Source organism: Comamonas sp. lk, assembly GCF_900564145.1.
GTDB lineage: Bacteria > Pseudomonadota > Gammaproteobacteria > Burkholderiales > Burkholderiaceae_C > Comamonas.
On the sequence record NZ_UOOB01000001.1, the window covers coordinates 2,383,252 to 2,402,535 of the forward strand.

Annotated in this window: 17 protein-coding genes and 1 riboswitch; of the genes, 15 read left to right on the forward strand and 2 right to left on the reverse strand. The window is 60.0% G+C overall.

Annotated elements, in window-relative coordinates; all coding sequences use genetic code 11:
• Positions 1–75 precede the first annotated feature (75 nt).
• From EAO39_RS10995 to cobJ, 5 genes are read left to right on the forward strand one after another with little or no spacing between them, the layout of a single operon-like run.
• On the forward strand, positions 76–615 hold the full coding sequence (locus EAO39_RS10995; protein ID WP_162989527.1) for a VWA domain-containing protein: 540 nt from the start codon (positions 76–78) through the stop codon (positions 613–615).
• A gap of 8 nt (positions 616–623) precedes the next feature.
• Positions 624–1,949, forward strand: coding sequence for a nitrite reductase (locus EAO39_RS11000; protein WP_162989528.1), 1,326 nt, complete (start codon positions 624–626; stop codon positions 1,947–1,949).
• Positions 1,933–2,562, forward strand: a complete 630-nt coding sequence (locus EAO39_RS11005) for a precorrin-8X methylmutase (RefSeq protein ID WP_120967423.1) — start codon at positions 1,933–1,935, stop codon at positions 2,560–2,562. The genes EAO39_RS11000 and EAO39_RS11005 overlap by 17 nt, the downstream gene beginning before the upstream one ends.
• A 10-nt stretch (positions 2,563–2,572) precedes the next feature.
• On the forward strand, positions 2,573–3,313 hold the full coding sequence (cobI, locus tag EAO39_RS11010; RefSeq protein ID WP_120967424.1) for a precorrin-2 C(20)-methyltransferase: 741 nt from the start codon (positions 2,573–2,575) through the stop codon (positions 3,311–3,313).
• A 10-nt stretch (positions 3,314–3,323) separates the two neighbouring features.
• Positions 3,324–4,106 (forward strand): precorrin-3B C(17)-methyltransferase, encoded by a 783-nt coding sequence (cobJ, locus tag EAO39_RS11015; RefSeq protein WP_120967425.1) that lies wholly within the window; start codon positions 3,324–3,326, stop codon positions 4,104–4,106.
• A 94-nt stretch (positions 4,107–4,200) separates the two neighbouring features.
• Here the strand turns inward: cobJ and EAO39_RS11020 are convergent, their stop codons facing one another.
• On the reverse strand, positions 4,201–4,953 hold the full coding sequence (locus EAO39_RS11020) for a cobalt-precorrin-6A reductase (RefSeq protein WP_240466958.1): 753 nt from the start codon (positions 4,951–4,953) through the stop codon (positions 4,201–4,203).
• Between EAO39_RS11020 and cbiT the strand changes: the two genes are divergently transcribed.
• From cbiT to EAO39_RS11070, 10 genes are all read left to right on the forward strand, one after another.
• Positions 4,946–6,139, forward strand: coding sequence for a precorrin-6Y C5,15-methyltransferase (decarboxylating) subunit CbiT (gene cbiT, locus EAO39_RS11025; protein ID WP_120967427.1), 1,194 nt, complete (start codon positions 4,946–4,948; stop codon positions 6,137–6,139). The two genes, EAO39_RS11020 and cbiT, sit on opposite strands and share 8 nt — an antisense overlap.
• Positions 6,136–6,648, forward strand: a complete 513-nt coding sequence (locus EAO39_RS11030) for a cobalamin biosynthesis protein (protein WP_120970946.1) — start codon at positions 6,136–6,138, stop codon at positions 6,646–6,648. The genes cbiT and EAO39_RS11030 overlap by 4 nt, the downstream gene beginning before the upstream one ends.
• Positions 6,645–7,439, forward strand: a complete 795-nt coding sequence (gene cobM, locus EAO39_RS11035; protein WP_120967428.1) for a precorrin-4 C(11)-methyltransferase — start codon at positions 6,645–6,647, stop codon at positions 7,437–7,439. Before EAO39_RS11030 ends, cobM begins: the two co-directional genes overlap by 4 nt.
• Complete coding sequence (cobF, locus tag EAO39_RS11040) at positions 7,439–8,215, forward strand: precorrin-6A synthase (deacetylating) (RefSeq protein WP_120967429.1); 777 nt, start codon at positions 7,439–7,441, stop codon at positions 8,213–8,215. The genes cobM and cobF overlap by 1 nt, the downstream gene beginning before the upstream one ends.
• A 186-nt stretch (positions 8,216–8,401) precedes the next feature.
• Positions 8,402–8,665: riboswitch (cobalamin riboswitch) on the forward strand.
• A 126-nt stretch (positions 8,666–8,791) separates the two neighbouring features.
• Positions 8,792–10,930 (forward strand): TonB-dependent receptor, encoded by a 2,139-nt coding sequence (locus EAO39_RS11045; RefSeq protein WP_240466959.1) that lies wholly within the window; start codon positions 8,792–8,794, stop codon positions 10,928–10,930.
• 165 nt (positions 10,931–11,095) lie between these two features.
• The gene (locus EAO39_RS11050) at positions 11,096–12,046 is read left to right on the forward strand and encodes an ABC transporter substrate-binding protein (RefSeq protein WP_205589371.1); all 951 of its coding nucleotides are present in this window, start codon (positions 11,096–11,098) and stop codon (positions 12,044–12,046) included.
• The gene (locus EAO39_RS11055) at positions 12,043–12,852 is read left to right on the forward strand and encodes a (2Fe-2S) ferredoxin domain-containing protein (protein ID WP_120967432.1); all 810 of its coding nucleotides are present in this window, start codon (positions 12,043–12,045) and stop codon (positions 12,850–12,852) included. Before EAO39_RS11050 ends, EAO39_RS11055 begins: the two co-directional genes overlap by 4 nt.
• A gap of 192 nt (positions 12,853–13,044) precedes the next feature.
• A complete protein-coding gene (locus tag EAO39_RS11060; RefSeq protein ID WP_120970948.1) occupies positions 13,045–14,967 on the forward strand; it encodes a PrkA family serine protein kinase in 1,923 nt (640 codons plus the stop codon).
• A 45-nt stretch (positions 14,968–15,012) separates the two neighbouring features.
• A complete protein-coding gene (locus EAO39_RS11065) occupies positions 15,013–16,281 on the forward strand; it encodes a YeaH/YhbH family protein (protein WP_120967433.1) in 1,269 nt (422 codons plus the stop codon).
• Complete coding sequence (locus EAO39_RS11070; protein WP_120967434.1) at positions 16,278–17,909, forward strand: SpoVR family protein; 1,632 nt, start codon at positions 16,278–16,280, stop codon at positions 17,907–17,909. The genes EAO39_RS11065 and EAO39_RS11070 overlap by 4 nt, the downstream gene beginning before the upstream one ends.
• Positions 17,910–18,010: 101 nt before the next feature.
• Here EAO39_RS11070 and EAO39_RS11075 read toward each other — a convergent pair whose 3' ends face one another.
• Positions 18,011–19,255 carry a porin gene (locus tag EAO39_RS11075; RefSeq protein WP_162989529.1) on the reverse strand — a complete coding sequence of 415 codons (1,245 nt, stop codon included), beginning with the start codon at positions 19,253–19,255 and terminating at the stop codon, positions 18,011–18,013.
• Positions 19,256–19,284 lie beyond the last annotated feature (29 nt).

Sequence of the window (19,284 nt, forward strand, 5' to 3'; positions counted from 1 at the left end):
GCCAGAACAGGGCGCGGATTGAATTTCGCTCGAAAAGGGAGTGCGCAAACAAGCCTCAGCCGGCGGCTGGACTGGGTGAAGACTTTGGCTCGCAAAGGTTCGCAAGCGCTGGCGGTTGACCATTTTCGCCATCGCAAGCTGCCTGCCGGAGCATCCGTGCTGCATCTGGTGCTGCTGGATATGTCCTCATCCATGTTGCGTGCCGGCAAGCTGGCCAGAGCCAAGGGCTATCTGCTGGCCTTGATGCAGCAGGCCTACCGCGACCGTGAGCATGTGGGCGTGATCGGCTTTGGCGGGCTGGGTGCGCACTGGGTGCAGCAGCCGGCCAAGGCCCAGACCTTCAACGAAAGCTGGATTGCGCCTTTGGGCGGGGGAGGCGGCACGCCGCTGGAGTCCGGCCTGCGTTTGCTGTCGTCTGCGCTGCATGGCTCAAAGCGTCTGATCCATGTCTGGGTCATGACGGATGGCCGCCTGGCGCAGATTCCAGAGCGCCCGCAAGGCATGGACCTGTGCACGATTGTGGATTTTGAGCTTGATGGTCTGAGGCTGCGCCGCTGCGAGGCTTTGGCCGAGCAATGGGCGGCGCAATGGATTGCCCCCGGTAGCACCCGGTGAAGGACTTTATGCAGGAGAACCTTGCCGGGCGTAGTACCGCCGTAGTCCAGGGCTGGTGCCCTACGGGCTGGTGGCCCATGCAGGCGCAGGACGGCTGGATTGTGCGCATACGCCCCCATTGCGCCTCGGTTAGCGCAGAGCAATGGCTGGTGCTGGCCGAGTTGGCGCTGTCGCATGCCCATCCCGAGATCGAGCTGACCCGCCTGGGCAATGTGCAGCTGCGCGGGGTCAGCGAAGCGCATCTGTCCACTGTGCACTCTGCATTGTTGCAGGCGCATCTGCTGCCCGCAGACGCCGATGCCGATCAGGCGCCTGCCGTGCATTGCACGCCGTTTTATCGTCTTGGCGACCCGACGCATGCGCTGGCCGTCTTGCTGACGCAGACGGTTCAAACCCAGCTAAGCCCCAAAGCCTTGCACGGCAGGGGCCTGGAGGCACTGCCAAGCAAATTTGGTTTGGTGGTGGATGACTCGCGCCGCCGCATGAGTGGCATGGGGGCAGACCTTTGCCTATGGGTGGGCGACGACGGCCGCTATGGGCTTGGCCTGGGCGACTGCGGCCATGGGTATGGCTTCGATAAGGTCGACGATGCGGTCGCCGCTGCTGTCAATGCCGCCCTGTGGTTTGCGCAGAAGCGCAGGGCTTTTACGCCTGCCCCTACGCGCCTGAAGAAACTGCAAATCCCGGATGCGCTGGATCTTCCCTGTCTCAACCAAGCGGAGCGCTTCAGCGATGGGCCCGGCTTGGTTGAGGCGGAGCGCACAGTCCCGGTTCTTCCCGGGTTGCTGCAGGATGGCAGCCGGGTGATGGGCGCTCCTCTGGGGCGAATCGATGCCGCAGCAATGCACAGAGTCGTGCGTCATATGCCTTCGCAAGCCGAGATCCGTGTCACGCCATGGCGCTCGCTGTTGTTTGATGCTAAATCGCTGGCCTGTCAAATTGCCGCTGCCGAGCCTGCGTACTGGATTGCGCAGGCCGACGATGCCCGTCTGCGCGTATCGGCCTGCACCGGTGCGCCGCGCTGTACCCAGGCTCTTGTGACGGTTCAAGAGCTGGCGCTGTGGCTGGCACCGCAAGTGCCAGAGAAGGCGCATTTGCACCTCAGCGCTTGTGCCAAGTGCTGTGCACTCCCGCCAGAGGCCACGGCGGTACTGTTGGCCGTAGCGGGGGCAGACAGCCAGATCACCGAAAGCGCGGACCCGGTTGCCAGCCAGGCCGTGTTCCATGTATGCAGTCCGGACCGGATAGCCAATCCTGTTGCGCAAATTTCGCCTCAGGCCTTGAGCAACAAGCCAAGCCAAATTTCCAAGCTGATTTATGACCTACACATATGAAACCCAGGGTGAAGAGATTTACAGGCAATCCTTCTCCATCATTCGCCGCGAGGCTGACCTGGCGCGCTTTACGGCGTTGGAAGAGCGGGTCGCCTGCCGCATGATCCACGCCGCCGGCATGGTGGAGCTGGCGGCGCATATTCGCTTCTCCCCGGACTTTGCCGTTGCCGCCGAGGCCGCCTTGCAGCGCGGCGCGCCCATTCTTTGCGATGCACGCATGGTCAGCGAAGGCATCACGCGCAAGCGCATGCCGGCCGGCAATCCCATCATCTGCACTTTGAACGATGCCGAGGTTCCGGAGCTGGCGCGGGAAATGGGCAATACACGCAGTGCTGCCGCGCTGGAGCTGTGGCGCCCGCATCTGGACGGGGCCGTGGTGGCTATTGGCAACGCTCCGACGGCGCTGTTTCATCTGCTCAATATGCTGCAAGACCCGGAGTGTCCGCGGCCCGCAGCCATCATCGGCTGCCCGGTGGGCTTTGTCGGTGCGGCGGAATCCAAGGATGCGCTATGCGCGTGGGGTCGGATTCCCTTTGCTGTGGTGCAAGGGCGCCTGGGCGGCTCGGCCATTACGGTGGCAGCAGTCAATGCGCTGGCCAGCGTTGTTGAGTGAGGTTGCAACCATGAATCGTGGAAAGATTGTGTGCGTGGGTCTGGGCCCTGGCGACCCGGAGTTCATGAGCGTCAAGGCGGATCGCTTGCTGCGCAATGCGCGTCATGTGGCTTACTTTCGCAAGCGGGGCCATCCGGGAAAAGCCAGGCAACTGGTCAATGGCATGCTGCATGCGGAGGTGACGGAGTATCCGATGGAGTACCCGGTCACCACCGAGATTCCGCATGACGATCCGCGTTATATCGCCCAGCTCTCGGAGTTCTACCTGGGCTGGCAGTCAAGACTGACGGAACTCACGCGCAGCGAAGATGTGGTGGTGCTGTGTGAAGGCGATCCGTTTTTCTACGGCTCCTTCATGCACCTGTATGTGCGATTGCGCCAAGAGGGCGTGGTGGCTGTCGACGTGCTGCCCGGGATTCCGGGGATGGTGGGCTGCTGGCATGCCACCGGTATTCCCATGACATGGGGCGATGATGTGATGAGCGTTTTGCCGGCCACCTTGCCCGATCAGCAGTTGCGCCAGCACATGGAACGCTCCGATGCTCTGGTCATCATGAAGGTGGGGAGGCACCTGAGTCGCATTCGGGCGCTGCTCACCGACCTGGGAAAGCTGGAACAAGGCTGGCTGGTCATCAACGGCACCATGGCGGATCAGCAAGTCATGCCATTGCGCGATGCGCCGGAGCGCTGCCCGTACTTTGCCATCGTGATTGTGCACGGCCAAGGTCGGCGTCCGGCCAATGACATGTGAGGCGGCAGCCATGCAAAACCAGAAACCACAACGTGGCAGCCTTGGTGTGGTCGGCCTGGGGCCGGGGGCAGACGGCCTGCTGACGGATCAGGTGCGTGCCAGCCTAGCGGGCGCAACCGATGCCTTTGGCTATTTTCCCTATGTCGAGCGTTTGTCGGGAATGGCGCATCTGCAGCTGCATGCCAGCGACAACCGCGAGGAGCTTGAGCGTGCACGCAATGCGCTGAATCTGGCCTCTCAAGGCCGGCGGGTGCTCATGTTGTCTTCCGGCGACCCCGGCGTGTTTGCCATGGCCAGCGCAGTGTTCGAAGTGCTGGACAGTGCAACGCCGCAGGAACTTGAGTGCTGGAGCACGGTCGATATCGATGTTCAGCCCGGCATTACCGCCATGCTGGCCGCTGCTGCACGGCTGGGAGCGCCCTTGGGCCACGATTTCTGTGCCATCAATCTTTCAGACAATCTGAAGCCGGCTTCGGTCATCGAGCGCCGTATCCGCCTGGCGGCGCAGGCCGACTTTGCCATGGCGTTCTACAACCCTTGCTCGAAGTTGCGGCCCGAAGGTTTTGAGCGTGCACTGAAGGTGCTGCGCAGCGAGTGCGAGCCGCAGCGCCTGATCTGCTTTGCGCGCAATGTCAGCCGGGAGGATGAAACACTTCTGGTGCTGCCGCTGGAGTCCGTGAGCGCCGACATGGCCGATATGCGCACCGTGGTGATTGTGGGCAATAGCCAGACGCGCCAGGTCGGGCGGCATGTCTATACGCCGCGCAGCTATGGCCGGCTCGCAAAGCCGTGAGATAGCGATGGGGCTTGGCAAATCCATGGCTGGCTGCGGCGCGCAAGCAATCGGACAAAAAAGCGCGCGAAAGGGCGGGCCTGCATTCGCGCTTTCAGCGAAAGCTGTTCAGCCATTCCATGGCCTCTTGTGCTGTCTCGCACTGGGGCCGAACGGGCAGGCGAGGCCTGTCGACCATGATGACGGGGATCTGCAGCAGTCTTGCCGCTTCGATCTTGGCGTAAGTGTCCGTGCCGCCTGCATTTTTGCTGACCACGCAGTCAATGCTGTGCAGCTTCAACAGTGCCAATTCGGCTTCCAGCTGAAACGGGCCGCGCGCAAGCAGCAGTTCATAGCTGGCAGCGGGCAGGGGCAAGTCGCTATCGCCGGCGTCAATCACCCGCAGCAGAAAGTGGTGGAGCGCAGCCTTGTCCGCAAAAGCCGCAAGCTGCTTGCGACCGATCGCCAGAAAGACATGTTTGCAATGCGGCAAAAGTGCGGCGGCGGCCGCGCTCATGTCGGGCACGTGGGTCCATTGGCCGCCAGGTGTGGCTTGCCATGGTCGGCGCTCCAAAGACAGCAGTGGAATGCCAAGCGCTGTACAGGCGGCAATGGCATGGCTGCTCATCTGTGTGGCAAAAGGGTGGGTGGCATCGATTACATGGCTGATACCTTGCTCTTGCAGGTAGCGCATCAATCCATCGATGCCCCCAAAGCCGCCCACCCGGCTGGGCAGTACGGGCGTGCGACGGGTTTGGGTGGCGCCTGCATACGAATAAATGGCTTGAACACCGGCCTCATGAAGGCGGGTGGACATGAGATGGGCATCAAACGTGCCACCTAACAGGAGAACTTGGGTCATGGCCAATCCGTGGCTTTCTATTATCGGAATACATCCCTCCGGGCGGGATGGCTTGAGCGCGGCCGCTCAGCGGGACCTGGATGATGCCAGTGTCGTCTTCGGCAGTCCACGGCATCTGGTGCTGGGGCAGGTCGGGGAGAAAGGTAGGCCATGGCCGGTTCCCTTCAGCGTGGAGCCCGTGCTGCTGCTGCGCCAGAAGGCAAAGGTCGCCGTTCTGGTTTCGGGCGATCCTTTTCATTTTGGCGCCGGTGCATCGCTGGCAAAGCATCTGGAGCGTGGTGAGTGGCGCAACCATCCGCAGCCTTCCACATTTTCCTGGATTGCCGGGGAGTTGGGATGGTCTCAGGAGCATAGCCATTGCCTTGGTTTGCATGCCCGACCTCTGGAGACACTGAGACCGCTGCTGGCTGACGGCGAGCGTTTCATCTGCCTGCTGCGCGATGGGCCGGCTGCGCACAGTCTGGCATCGTGGTTGTGTGAGCAGGGCTGGGGCAGCAGTCCCATGTGGCTGGTATCAAATGCAGGCAGCGCGGAGCAAAGCATTTGCAGTGCATCGGCTGAGCAATTGCTTGGGCAGCTGCGCGACGAAGCGGCCAGCGCCCCTGTGGCGGCCGCCTTTGAAGCACGCGGCGGTCTGGGGCTGGTGCAGGTTCCAGGCCGCAGCGTGGACATGTTTGTGCATGACGGGCAGATCACCAAGAGCCCTGTGCGGGCCATGACCCTGGCCGCGCTTGCACCGCGCAAGGGCGAGTGTCTGTGGGATCTGGGTGCGGGCTCCGGCTCGGTGTCGATTGAATGGTGTCTGGCCGGTGGAGAGGCCATCTGCGTGGAGCAGCACGTCGCGCGGGTTGCCGGGATTGCGCAGAACGCACAGCGTTATGCGGTTGGGCTGAAGGTGATTCATGGCGACTCTCTGACCTCGCTGGATGCATTGAGTCCACAGCCGCAGGCCGTGTTTGTCGGTGGCGGTTTTGATATGGACTTGTTCAACGCTTTGCGCAGCCGTTTGCGTGGGCCCTGGCGACTGGTGGTGAACGCCGTGGCGCTGCAGACGCAGGCGCTTCTGATGGATTTGCACCGCGAGCATGGCGGGCAGCTGCTGCAGCTGCAGTGGAGCGAAGCCCAGCCCCTGGGGCGCATGCAATCGTGGAACACCGCCAGACCTCTGGTTCAGTGGGTGTGGAGCGCATGATGGCGCTGATCGCTGGCTGGGGATTTCGGGCCGGTGCGCTGCAGCATTCTTTCAGCGATTGCTGGGAGCAGGCATGTCAAGCGCTGGCGGCATCCGAGCTGACACACAGCAACTGGACCCATGCCGTGTTGGCGTCCAGGCTGCATACCCCTGCCTGGCCTGAATTGAAGCGCTGGGCCGCGTCGGCAACATCACATGCAGATTTTTGGGTGTGCGAGGAAGCCAATATTCGGCAAGTCAATACCGACTCTGTCTCTTTGCGCATTGAGCAGCGTTTTGGCGTCGGCAGCGTGTCCGAGGCCTTGGCCATCTACGGTGCCGAGCAACTGGCAGGCAGCGCCGCAAAGCATACAGAGCTTTCGGCAGATCACAGTCCTAAGCGTAGGCATATGCATGAAGCCGTCCGCCTGCTTATGCCGCGCATGGTATCGGCCGACCGGCATGCAACGCTGGCGATTGCACACTGCATGCCGGCTTCTTATTCAATGAAAACAGGAGTTCTTTCTTGACAGTTCACTTTATAGGCGCCGGCCCGGGCGCTGCAGATCTGATCACGGTGCGTGGGCGCGATCTTTTGGCCTCTTGCCCTGTGTGTCTGTATGCGGGCTCGCTGGTCCCTGCGGAGTTGCTGGCGCATTGCCCCGAGGGCGTGCGCCTGGTCAACACGGCACCCATGTCGCTTCAGGACATCGTCGCGGAAATGCAGAAAGCCCATGAACAGGGTCTGGATGTGGCCCGCTTGCACTCTGGCGACCTCAGCATCTGGTCGGCCATGGGCGAGCAGCTGCGTAGCCTGCGCGAGCATCAGATTCCTTATACGGTGACGCCTGGTGTGCCGTCCTTTAGCGCTGCGGCTGCAGCGCTTGGCGCGGAGTTGACGCTGCCGGGCTCCTGCCAGTCCGTTGTACTGACCCGGACCTCGGGGCGAGCCTCCAGCATGCCTAGCGGTGAGGCGCTGGCCGCTTTTGCCGCCACAGGGGCGGTGTTGGCCATTCATCTTTCGGTGCATATGGCAGAGCAAGTCCAGCAGGAGTTGTTGGAGCATTACGGCGCCGATTGCCCGGCAGCCATTGTCTGGCGAGCCTCCTGGCCGGATGAAGTCATTGTTCGTACCTGTGTGGGGGAGATTGCTGCAGCGGCGCAGACCAATGCCTTGCAGCGCAGTGCCTTGATTCTGGTGGGGCGTACCTTGAGCCAGGAGGGCTTCGGGCTCAGCTGTCTTTATGCCGACGACTATGACCGGCGTTACCGTCCTCGCGGCGATGAGCCCCGGTTTCCTGCTGGCGCTGAGGGGATCTGATGCTGGAGCTGTTTCTGATCGGAATCGGCACCGGCAACCCCGACCACATAACGCGCGAGGCAGAGAAGGCGATACGCCAGGCCGATCTGATCCTGCTGCCGCACAAGGAGGATAACAAGGCCGAACTGGCGCAAGTGCGGATGACGCTTTTGCAACATCTGTGCGTGGACTCGAGTCGTATTGCGCACTTCGATATGCCTGTGCGCCGCCAGCAAGGGGACGACTACGAACAGCAGGTCAATGAATGGCATGACGCCATCGCTGAGCGCTGGAGAGCGTGTTTGTCTACCCATCTGCCTGCGGGCCATGGGCATGAGTCTGGGCATGAGCGAGGTCGTGTGGCCTTGCTGGTCTGGGGCGATCCCGCTCTGTATGACAGCACTTTGCGCATTGCTTCGCGTCTGGGCTTGGCCAAGACGCAGGTGAAGGTGGTGCCTGGCATCACATCAATGCAGGTCCTGTGCAGCGCGCATGGCATAGCGCTCAACGATATCGGCGCGCCGTTTTTGGTGACCACCGGCCGTCAACTGCGCGAGGCAGCCTGGCCAGCAGGCGTTGATACGCTTGTGGTCATGCTGGACGGTCAATGCTCGTACGAGCAGGTGGTCGAGCCCGATGTCGATATTTTCTGGGGTGCCTATCTGGGCATGCCGCAGCAAATCCTGATGCAGGGGCGGTTGGCGCAGATCAAGGCCGACATCAGTGCCAGGCGGCAGCAAGCTCGTCAGCAGCACGGCTGGATCATGGATATCTATTTGCTGCGCAGGCGTAGCTGATTCGGTTCGACCGGGCTCTCGCATGGAGGCTGCTTGCATCGCCAAAAAATGATGGGTTCATGAAACTGGCTGCTGACGCGGCGTAAGCTCGGTAGAGTGGCGTTTTCATACCTTGAAAAACATGAATGTTGAGCGTGCAATCGGGAATTTTTCGCTCGACGCGGATAGAATCCGCAACGCTAATCAATTAGCAAACCAACTTCAGGTGCTTGCATGAAGATGCGAGTGAAACGGGAACAAGGTAAGGGCCGAAAAGCCTGAGTCCTTGGCTGCCCCCGCAACGGTATACAGAAAAAATCTGAAGAAGACCGGATTTCTCCGGACTTCAGCCACTGAGTGCTGCTGATTCAACTTCGTTTGAATGGGCTGCTTGGGAAGGTCAGATCTGCTTTATTGGAAACATAAAGAATTCTGTGAGCCCGGAGACCGGCCTGGAGCTGATGGCGGTGCGCTTTGCGCATCTTTCTCACAACTGTCTGCGGGGTGTGGACGGCAGCCTTATTGCGCTTGTCGTCCTGCGGCGACTGGTTGTTATGTGTGCGGCCTTCACATCAGGCGGTATGAGCTTCCGAAGCTATGCCTCACACCACAATGCGCTCGAATGCGCGTGCTCTTCATTCCTACTCCACCCGTTTTGCGTTGACTGCCAGCTGCGCTGCAGTGCAGCTGCTGGCCGGGATGCCCGGCCTGGCCTTGGCCGACGCGACTTTGCCGGAAGTCACTGTCAAAGACGATAGAGAACTGCCCCAGCTGCAGCTCAATCAGACGACGCGTTCCGGCTCCTATTTGGCCGTTCCCGTCAAGGACTTGCCCGCCAGCCTGGATTCTGTCTCTTCCGAGCAAATCACCGAACGTGCCGATGCCGCCGTGGTGGATGCTGTCAGTCGTACCGTGGGACTGACGGCCACCAGCTCTCCTGGCAATGGCGGCCTGTCCTTCGCCAGTCGTGGTTTCAATGGCGTCAATTCGGTTGGCGTGGCCGAGGATGGAATCATGCTGGGTGTTGCTGCCGGCACGACGACCTATCCGCATGACAGCTGGGGTTACGAGCGCTTTGATGTGCTGCGTGGCCCAGGGTCGTTGATGTATGGCAGCGGCACCATGGGCGCAACAGTGAACGCTGTGCGCAAGCAGCCAAGTCGTGAGCGCTCTGTGGAAGCCATGGTCGGCGCCGGCTCGAATGGCAGCGCGCGCGCCGGCATAGGCGCGACAGGGTCCATAGGCCAGGAATGGAGTTACCGTGTTGATCTGTACGGTGAACGTAGCGATGGCGAGCGTGATCTGGGCAGAAGCGACAGCAAGAAAATCATGAGTGCGCTGCGCTGGCAGCCTCGCGCAGACTTGCGCGTGGACTTGACGGCCGATATCAGCGATCAAAAACCCGAACGCTATTTCGGCACGCCGGTGGTGGATGGCCGTCTTGCCACCGAGCTGCGCGACAAGAACTTCAATTTTCTCGATAGCGATATCCGTCTCAAGGACAAGCGCTTCAAGGCCAAAGTGGAGTGGCAGCCTAGTGAGGCTGTGACGCTGCGCAACGAGCTTTATCACTTCAAGGCCGATCGGCATTGGAAGAATATCGAGGGCTATGACTACGATCGCGCAACCGGCACGATTGCACGCTATGACTATCTGGAAATCGGTCACGATCTGGAGCAGACGGGCAACCGCCTGGGGGTAGTCTTTAAACCCGGCCGTCACCAGATCGCTGCAGGTTGGGATATTTCCGAAGCCCGGTTTACCGCTCTCAACAACTCGCCTTACAGTGGCGATTCGGTGGTCTCTGCCTGGAATACCTCCAATGGCTATTGGGACAGCCCGGATGTGTACAAGGCACGGGTCGAGTCCAAGATTCGGCAGAACGCTTTCTACGTGGAGGATGTCTGGAAGCTCAGCGAGCAATGGCAGCTGATGGCTGGTCTGCGCAGAGATATGTATGACTTTGACCGCAAGGATCTGATCAGCAGCGCTACCTTGGATAAATCTCTGGGCGGCACTTCCTGGCGCCTGGGCGCAAGCTATCGCATCAATGAGAGCACCAATGTTTATGCGCAGATGAGCACCGGCCATGATCCGGTTACCAGTCTGCTGTCCCTGAATAAATCCAACTCGGGCTTCAGCCTGACCAAGGGGCGGCAGATCGAGCTGGGTCTCAAGCAGCAACTGGGAAATGGCCGTGGGGAGTGGACGGTGGCGGTGTTTGATATCGCCAAGAAAGACATCATCACCCGTGACCCGAATCGCCCTTCCGAGTCGATTCAAGGCGGAAAGCAGTCATCAAAGGGTGTGGAGTTCACTGCAGCACTCAATGCCACAAAGTCTTTGCGCTTTGAAGGCAATCTGGCCTATGTGGACGCGCAGTTCGACGAGTTGCGCGAAGGAAGCTCTGGCATCAGCCGTGCCGGCAATCGTCCGGCGAACATTCCTCAATATTCGGCCAATCTCTGGGCCCACTACAGCGTGAGCGACTGGCGCGCATCGTTAGGCCTGCGTCATGTGGGCAGCCGCTTCAATGACAATGCCAACACCTCGGTTTTGCCCGGCTATACGGTGGCGGATGCCGTGCTGAGCTGGCAGTTCAACCCCAAAACCCGCTTGAGCCTGGTGGGTCGCAATCTGACCAACAAGACCTATGCCGCGTCTGCTTACGGCAGCACGCAATGGTTGCTGGGCAATCGCCGCAGTTTCGAGATCACTGCGCATATGCGCTTCTAAGCGGTGAGGGCAGACAGAACCATGCCATCTATCAATGCAGCGCTCTGTCTGCTTTGGTTCCCGGTTGCAGCGCTGCTTGCAGGCTGTGATCGGGCTCCAGTGTCGGATCAGGTCCACGCAGCGCAATTGACGGAAAACTCCAACGCAGTTGCTGCGTTGCAGCCGATGCCTCATGACCCGCCATTGGTGCTCGATGTGTGCGGCAAGCCGCAAACCTATACCCAGGTGCCGCAGCGTGCGGTAACCCACGATGTGAACATCACGGAGATGTTTCTTTTTCTGGGGCTGGGGGACCGACTCGTGGGCTACTCGGGCATTCCGTCGCGCAAAGAGATTGCGCCCGAGATCAAACCGGTGCTGGATCTTTTGCCGAATCTTTCATCGCATGACATGAGTCTTGAAGCCATGGTCGATGCCCGTACGGACTTTGTCTTTGCGGGCTGGAGTTATGGATTTCGGGCGGGTGGAGTCACTCCCGAGCTGCTTGCCGAGCATGGTATTGCTTCCTATGTGCTGGCGGAGTCTTGCATTCGGGTGAATGCCCGACAGCGAGTGGGCCTGGAAGATGTGGAGCTGGACCTTGGAAATTTGGCCCGTATCTTTGACGTCGAGGGTCAAGCCATTCCACGGATCTCTCAGCTGAAGACTGCCCGTGAACGTCTGGCCGGACAGATGGCGGCCAACGCCAGCAAACCGCGTGTTTTTGTGTTTGACAGCGGGGAAAAAATTCCAGTGACGGCGGGACGCTATGGCATGCCTCAGGCGATTCTGGATGCCGCCGGAGCCAGAAACATTTTTGACGATATTCCCAGCAACTGGCCGCGCGGTAACTGGGAAGACGTGATTGAGCGAGACCCGCAATGGATTGTCATCGTTGACTATGGCATGCCCAGCGCACAGGGCAAGATGGGCTTTCTTCTCGCCAAACCGGAATTGGCCCAAGTCAGTGCAATTCGCAAGCGCCAGTTTTTTGTGATGAGCTATGCCCAGGCCACTCCCGGACCTCGCAGCGTGCAGGTCGCGCAGCGCTTGGCTGCAACCTTGCACCCTGAGCTGGAGATCACCACGGATGCGCTGACCTGGCCCACGCTCAAACAGAGTCAGGCACAGCCATGAACGGCGACGCAAGCACATTGACCGCTGGATGCATGCCGATGACCGAGACGGTTTCCATGATTCTGCTGGGACGCGGAGGAGTTGGCAGTGCGGCCAAGCAGGAGTTGCAAGCGCTGGCCGAGCAACTCAAACGGGCAGCGCTGAAAAAAGGGCAAAAACTGCTTGTTTGCATCGCGTTTATCGACAGGACAGAGCCTTCTCTGCCAGAAGCGCTGGATGCGCTGTTGGTAAGTGCATCCCTGCCATTGAACAGCATTGCCATCGTGCCGGTATTCGGCCCGGATGAACCTGCCTTGCGCCGCTGGATGCACAAGGTCGTGATGCGCTGGCGTGCCCGGTTTTCGGCCGACGAACCGTTGCCGAGAATTGTTTTCACAGCGCCGTTGCTGCAAACCGCAGGGATTGAGGACTTGCTGTTTGACAAGGTGTATCAAGCCCAGCAGCACGAAGATGTCGTGACGGTGGTCGGTGATGAAGATTGGCAGGCCGATCCCAAAGGATGGTCGCTGGTGCCAGAACACCAGCATCATGTTCTGTGGTGTACGGGGCCAAGATGTGCGGCCAAAGGCGCTTTGTCGCTGTGGCCCAAGCTGGGGCAGATGGTGAGGGAGGATCCTGCGCTGAAGAAGAAATTCATGTTGCTTCAGACCAGCTGCCAGTACCCATGCAATCACGGCCCGCTGATGATCGTTTATCCGGAAGGGCGCTGGTACGGCAACCTGGATGAGACAGAGATTCAAGACATACTGCGTCAGCAAACATCTGATGGTTTACGTGGGACGGTTGAGGTGATCAAGAAGAGCTGACCGCTTCTTCAGAGCAGGGTACTGGGGAAGACTCTTACAAGAGCTGCCATGGAGCTCGTGCACCAGGCACGCATAGTGGAATCAATGGTCTGTTCAAAGCCGGAACAAGGTGCTACAAAGGTTCCATACGGTAGCGAAAGCCTTGCAACTTTGCGGCACTGTTCGCCCTCGGGTGCCGCCATGGGAGGTCGTATGGATGTCATCAACAACTCAGCTGCTCGTTACGTTCGGCTGCGCGAAGAAGAGATGTCTTTGGACGAATATCTCGTCTTGTGCCAACGTGATCCCATGGCCTATGAAAGTGCCGCCCGGCGCATGCTGGCGGCCATTGGTGAGCCCGAGATGGTGGACACGCGCAACGAGCCCCGGCTGTCGCGCCTGTTCGCCAACAAGGTCATCCGTCGTTATCCGGCCTTTGCCGAGTTCTACGGCATGGAGGATTCCATCGAGCAGGTAGTGAGCTTCTTTCGCCACGCTGCACAGGGGTTGGAGGAACGCAAGCAAATCCTGTATCTGCTGGGCCCTGTGGGTGGCGGCAAGAGTTCCATTGCCGAGCGCTTGAAATATCTGATGCAGAAAGTGCCGTTCTATGCGCTCAAAGGCTCCCCGGTGAACGAGTCGCCGCTGGGGCTTTTCGATGCCGTGGAAGACGGCCCGGTGCTGGAGGAACAGTTCGGCATCCCCAGGCGCTGCCTGCAACACGTGCTCTCGCCCTGGGCCGTGAAGCGGCTGGAGGAGCTGGGAGGCGATATCCGCCAGTTCCGCGTTGTCAAGCGCTATCCCAGCATACTCAAACAGATCGCCATCGCAAAGACCGAGCCAGGCGACGAGAACAACCAGGACATCTCCAGTCTGGTGGGCAAGGTGGACATCCGCAAGCTGGAGAATTTTGCCCAGGATGATACCGACGCCTATAGCTACTCTGGCGGCCTGTGCCTGGCCAATCAGGGGCTGCTGGAATTCGTCGAAATGTTCAAAGCGCCCATCAAGGTGCTGCACCCCTTGCTGACGGCTACGCAGGAGAGCAACTACAAGGGAACGGAAGGCTTCGGTGCCATTCCCTTTGACGGCATGGTGCTGGCGCACAGCAACGAGAGTGAGTGGAAAGCTTTTCGCAACAACCGCAACAACGAGGCTTTTCTGGACCGCATCTACATCGTCAAGGTGCCTTACTGCCTGAGGGTCTCGGAAGAAGCCAGAATTTACGAGAAGCTGATTCGTGAATCGTCACTGTCCAGTGCGGTATGCGCGCCCGGCACGCTCAAGATGATGGCGCAGTTCGCGGTGCTGACGCGTCTGATGGAACCGGAGAACTCCAGCATCTTCAGCAAGATGCAGGTCTATGACGGCGAAAGCCTCAAGGACACGGATCCGCGTGCCAAGAGCTACCAGGAATACCGTGATTACGCGGGGGTGGATGAGGGCATGTCCGGCATCTCCACACGCTTTGCCTTCAAGATTCTGTCCAAGGTGTTCAACTACGACAGCACCGAGGTGGCGGCCAACCCGGTTCACCTGATGTATGTGCTGGAGCAGCAGATCGAGCGCGAACAGTTTCCGGCCGAACTGGAGACCAAGTACACCGGCTATATCAAGGAGTACCTGTCGCCGCATTACGCCGAATTCATAGGCAAGGAAATCCAGACGGCCTATCTGGAAAGCTACAGCGAGTACGGGCAGAACATCTTCGACCGTTACGTGACCTACGCCGATTACTGGATTCAGGACAACGAATACCGTGACAACGACACCGGCGAGTCCTTTGACCGTGCTGCACTCAATGCCGAGCTGGAGAAGATTGAAAAGCCCGCCGGGGTTGCCAATCCCAAGGACTTCCGCAACGAGATCGTCAACTTCGTGCTGCGAGCGCGGGCCAATAACCAGGGCAAGAACCCGGCTTGGACCAGTTACGAGAAGCTGCGTCTGGTGATAGAGAAGAAAATGTTCTCCAACACCGAGGAGCTGCTGCCGGTCATCAGCTTCAACGCCAAGGCCAGTGCCGAGGACGCCCGCAAGCACGAGGACTTTGTTGTCCGCATGGAGGCCAAAGGCTACACGCCCAAGCAGGTGCGCCTGCTGTGCGAGTGGTATCTGCGCGTGCGCAAGAGCAGCTGACCGGCCCGCCGGCTTTAACACGCCGGGCCATGCATGGGGGCACAGATGGCATTGCATATCATCGACCGTAGGCTCGCAGGCAAGAATAAGTCGGTGGGCAACCGCGAGCGCTTTGTGCGCCGCTACAAGCAACAAATTGCCGAGGCGGTACGCCGAGCGGTGGAAAAACGCGGTATCCGTCACATCGAGGAGGCCGAAAACATCACCATCCCGCGCAAGGACATCCGAGAGCCGGTGTTTCGCCACGGGCAGGGGGGTATCTCGGATACCGTGCATCCGGGCAATAGCGAGCATGTGCGTGGCGACCGCATCGCCCGTCCCCAGGGCGGTGCGGGTGGTTCCGGTTCTCAGGCCAGCGACAGCGGAGAAGGGGAAGACGACTTCACTTTCACCCTGTCCAAGGAAGAGTTCATGGAGCTGTTCTTTGAAGATCTAGCCTTGCCGCGCCTGTTGCGAACCCATATAGGCAACACGCTGCAGTACAAGACGCGCCGCGCAGGCTATAGCCACGACGGCACGCCCCACAACCTGGCTTTGCTGCGCACCATGGGCGGTGCCCTGGGGCGGCGTATCGCCCTGACCAAGGCACCACAGCGTGAGTTGAAGGCTTTGCAACTCCAACTGGAGGCCTTGCTGGAGCAGGACGATGGCACCAGCGAGGTGGTGGCAGAACTACAGCAGCGCATTGATGCACTGCAGGCGCGCATAGACAAAGTGGCTTTTCTCGATCCCATAGACCTGCGTTTTCGCAACCGCACCCGGGTGCCGGTGCCCAGCAGTCAGGCGGTGATGTTTTGCGTGATGGATGTCTCCGGCTCCATGGATCAGGCGCGCAAGGATCTTGCCAAGCGCTTCTTCATCCTGCTGTACCTGTTTCTTACGCGTCACTACGAGAAGATAGATATCGTCTTCATCCGCCACCACACCCAGGCGGCCGAGGTCAACGAGGATGAGTTCTTCCACTCCCAGGAAAGCGGGGGCACGGTGGTCAGCAGTGCACTGGTGCTGCTCGATCAGATCATTCGCGCGCGCTATGCCGCGGGCGACTGGAATATCTATGTGGCCCAGGCCAGCGATGGCGACAACTTCAATGACGACGGCTCCAACTGCCGCAATTTGCTGGCCGAGAAAATTCTGCCCCTGGTGCGCTACTTTGCCTATGTACAGGTCGTTCAGGAGGAGCAAAATCTGTGGGAGGAATACAGTCAGCTGGCTGCCCAGTTCTCGCACTTTGCCATGCGCAAGGTGTCCGAGCCGGGTGAAATCTATCCGGTGTTTCGCGATTTGTTCAAGAAAGAGGGGGTATCGGTATGAACCTCTCTCAGTATCCTGTCCTGGATCCCCGTCAAGGCACTCATCCCTTGAGACCCGCTACCGCTGGCGAGCGGGTACAACGTGGCGTTCCTCCTGTTCCCTTGCCTGCTGGCAAGCGTCCCGAGCACCCTCTGCCAGACCCTAGCGACTGGACCTTCGAGTTGATCGAGCGCTACCACGCGGCCATTGCCTCCACGGCCGCACGCTTTGGACTGGACACCTATCCCAATCAGCTGGAGGTGATTTCGGCCGAACAGATGATGGATGCCTATGCCAGCGCGGGCATGCCGGTGGGTTATCGCCACTGGAGTTATGGCAAGGACTATCTGGCGACCGAGCGGCGTTATCGACGCGGTCACATGGGCCTGGCCTACGAGATCGTCATCAACTCCAACCCCTGCATCAGCTACCTGATGGAGGAAAACACCACGGCCATGCAGGCCCTGGTGATAGCCCACGCAGCCTATGGGCACAACAGCTTCTTCAAAAACAACTACCTGTTTGGTATGTGGACGGATGCGGGCGGCATCATCGACTATCTGATCTATGCCCGGGATTTCGTTGCCCAATGCGAGGAGCGGCACGGGCTGGAGACCGTGGAGCAGTGGTTGGACTCCTGTCATGCTTTGTCCAATCTGGGGGTGGACCGCTACCGCCGTCCGACCAAGAAAAGTCTGGTCCGCGAGCGTGCCGAACGTGAACAGCGCGAAGCCTATGCCCAGCAGCAGGTGAATGTGCTGTGGCGCACTTTGCCGACTCGTCCGGGCAAGGGCAGCACAGCGCAAAGCAACGAACGTTTTCCCAAGGAGCCGGAAGAGAACCTGCTGTACTTCATCGAAAAAAATGCGCCCCTGCTGGAGCCCTGGCAACGCGAGATTGTGCGCATTGTTCGCAAAGTCGCACAGTATTTCTATCCGCAGCGCCAGACCCAGGTGATGAACGAGGGCTGGGCCACGTTCTGGCACTACACCTTGCTCAACACCATGTATGACGAGGGCTGGCTCACGGATGGCGTGATGATCGAATGGCTGGCCTCGCATACCAATGTGATCTATCAGCCCCCGGCCGGTCACCGCGCATACAGCGGCATCAATCCCTATGCGCTGGGCTTTGCCATGTACCGCGACATTCGGCGCATCTGCCAGAACCCCACCGAGGAGGACAGACGCTGGTTCCCCGACATGGCGGGCACACCCTGGCTGCCGGCGCTGCATCACGCCATGCAGAACTTCAAGGACGAGAGCTTCATCGGTCAGTACCTGAGCCCGCAGCTGATGCGAGACATGCGCCTGTTCTCCATCCATGACGATGCCAGCGAGCGGGAATTGCTGGTCAGTGCCATTCACAACGAGGACGGTTACCGCGACCTGCGCCAGACGCTGTCGCAACAATACGATCTGGGTGCTCGCGAGCCCAATATCCAGGTCTGGAATGTCAATCTGCGCGGCGATCGCTGTCTCACCTTGCGCCATACCCGCCACCGGGGTCGTCCGCTGGCAGACGATGTGCTGGAGGTGCTCAAGCACGCGGCGCGTTTATGGGGCTTTGGCGTGCAGCTAGAAGGCGTCAACGGGGATGGCGAGACGCCGGTATTGCTGCATTCCGTGCCGCCCCCTCCATCCACCTGACTTCGTTCAAGGGTCAGCACGAATGCCGGCCTTCCTGGCCGGCATCGTGTTCATGCAGAGGATGCGACCGCCCTGTTGCTGTCGCATCCCGCCTACCCATCTCAGAAGCTGTGACGCAGGCCCACCATCCAAGCCCGTACATCTTTGCCTGCAGCGACCGGGCTGCCGTATACAGGGCTGAGCGCCATATTGGCCCCGTCATTGCTGACATAAGCCCCTTGTACATAGGCCAAGGTGCGCTTGGAGAACAAATACTCCAGGCCCATCACAAATTGCGTGGACTTGTGGCCTGCGTTCTTGTTGTCCTTGGTGTGATAGAAGGCCGTGGTGATGTTGAGATAGGGCGCTGGGCGCCAGCCGGCGCCGATATTCCACATATCGAGACTGTCGGAACCGCCGGGCATGATCACGTGGTCGGGGTTGCGCGCCACATAGTACTGGCCGCTTACGGTATAGGGGCCGGTGTTGTAGAGCGCGCCTACGGAGTACAGGCGGTTGGTGTTGGCCGTCGGTGAGAAACCTGCGGCGCTTGCTGCAGCAGCGCCGGCACTGGCATTGCCCAGGGCAGCCGTATACAGAGCCGTGGCATTGGGCAGGCCGTTGCCATAACCGTTGTAGTAAAGAGCCGAGAGTTTGAGGCCGCCGCTGTGATAGAAAGCGGCGACGGATTGCTGGGAGTTGGCCTTGCCGCCGCCCTCGCCGAACGAGTAGGCAAAATCAAATTTCAGCTGATTCCAGGTTGGCGTGGTGTAGACGATGGTGTTGTCGTTGTAAATCGTGCCGAAGGCGACATTGGAGTTGTTGCCTATCCAGGAGCGGCTGGCGCTGTTCATGCCGACCAGGGTGGTGAGCGCCGAGCCGAAGTAGCGCATGCCACGGGCGTCGGTGTATTGCATGGCCCAGGCTGAGGGCGAGAACTGACGGCCTAGTTTGATTTCACCGAAGCCGCCCGAGAGTCCGACCACCGAGAGCTGGTTGAAGAAGGAGGTGCTGCTGCTGGAGTTGGCTCCCCCCGTCGTGCCATTGGTGGTGTTGAAAAGGCCTTGCAGCTGAAAGTTCGCACGTAGCCCACCGCCCAGATCTTCGCTGCCCTTGATGCCCCAGTTGCTGGCGCCCAGGCCGCCGTCCTTGGCCTTGACGGCCGAGCCGCTGTGCGCCGTGGTGGGCACATAGCCCACGCCGGTACTGTAGTTGGACATGCTGAGCAGACCCGAATCCACCGTGCCATAGAGGGTGACGCTGGCCTGAGCCGCCAGAGGCAAGGCGGCTGCGGCGCAGCTGAGTGTTGCCAGTGTGGCGAGCGTATAGCGGCCGGGTTTTGTTGCAAGGCTTGGGCGAGAGGGCATGGGTGTTGTCTCCGGAAGTGCGTTTTTGA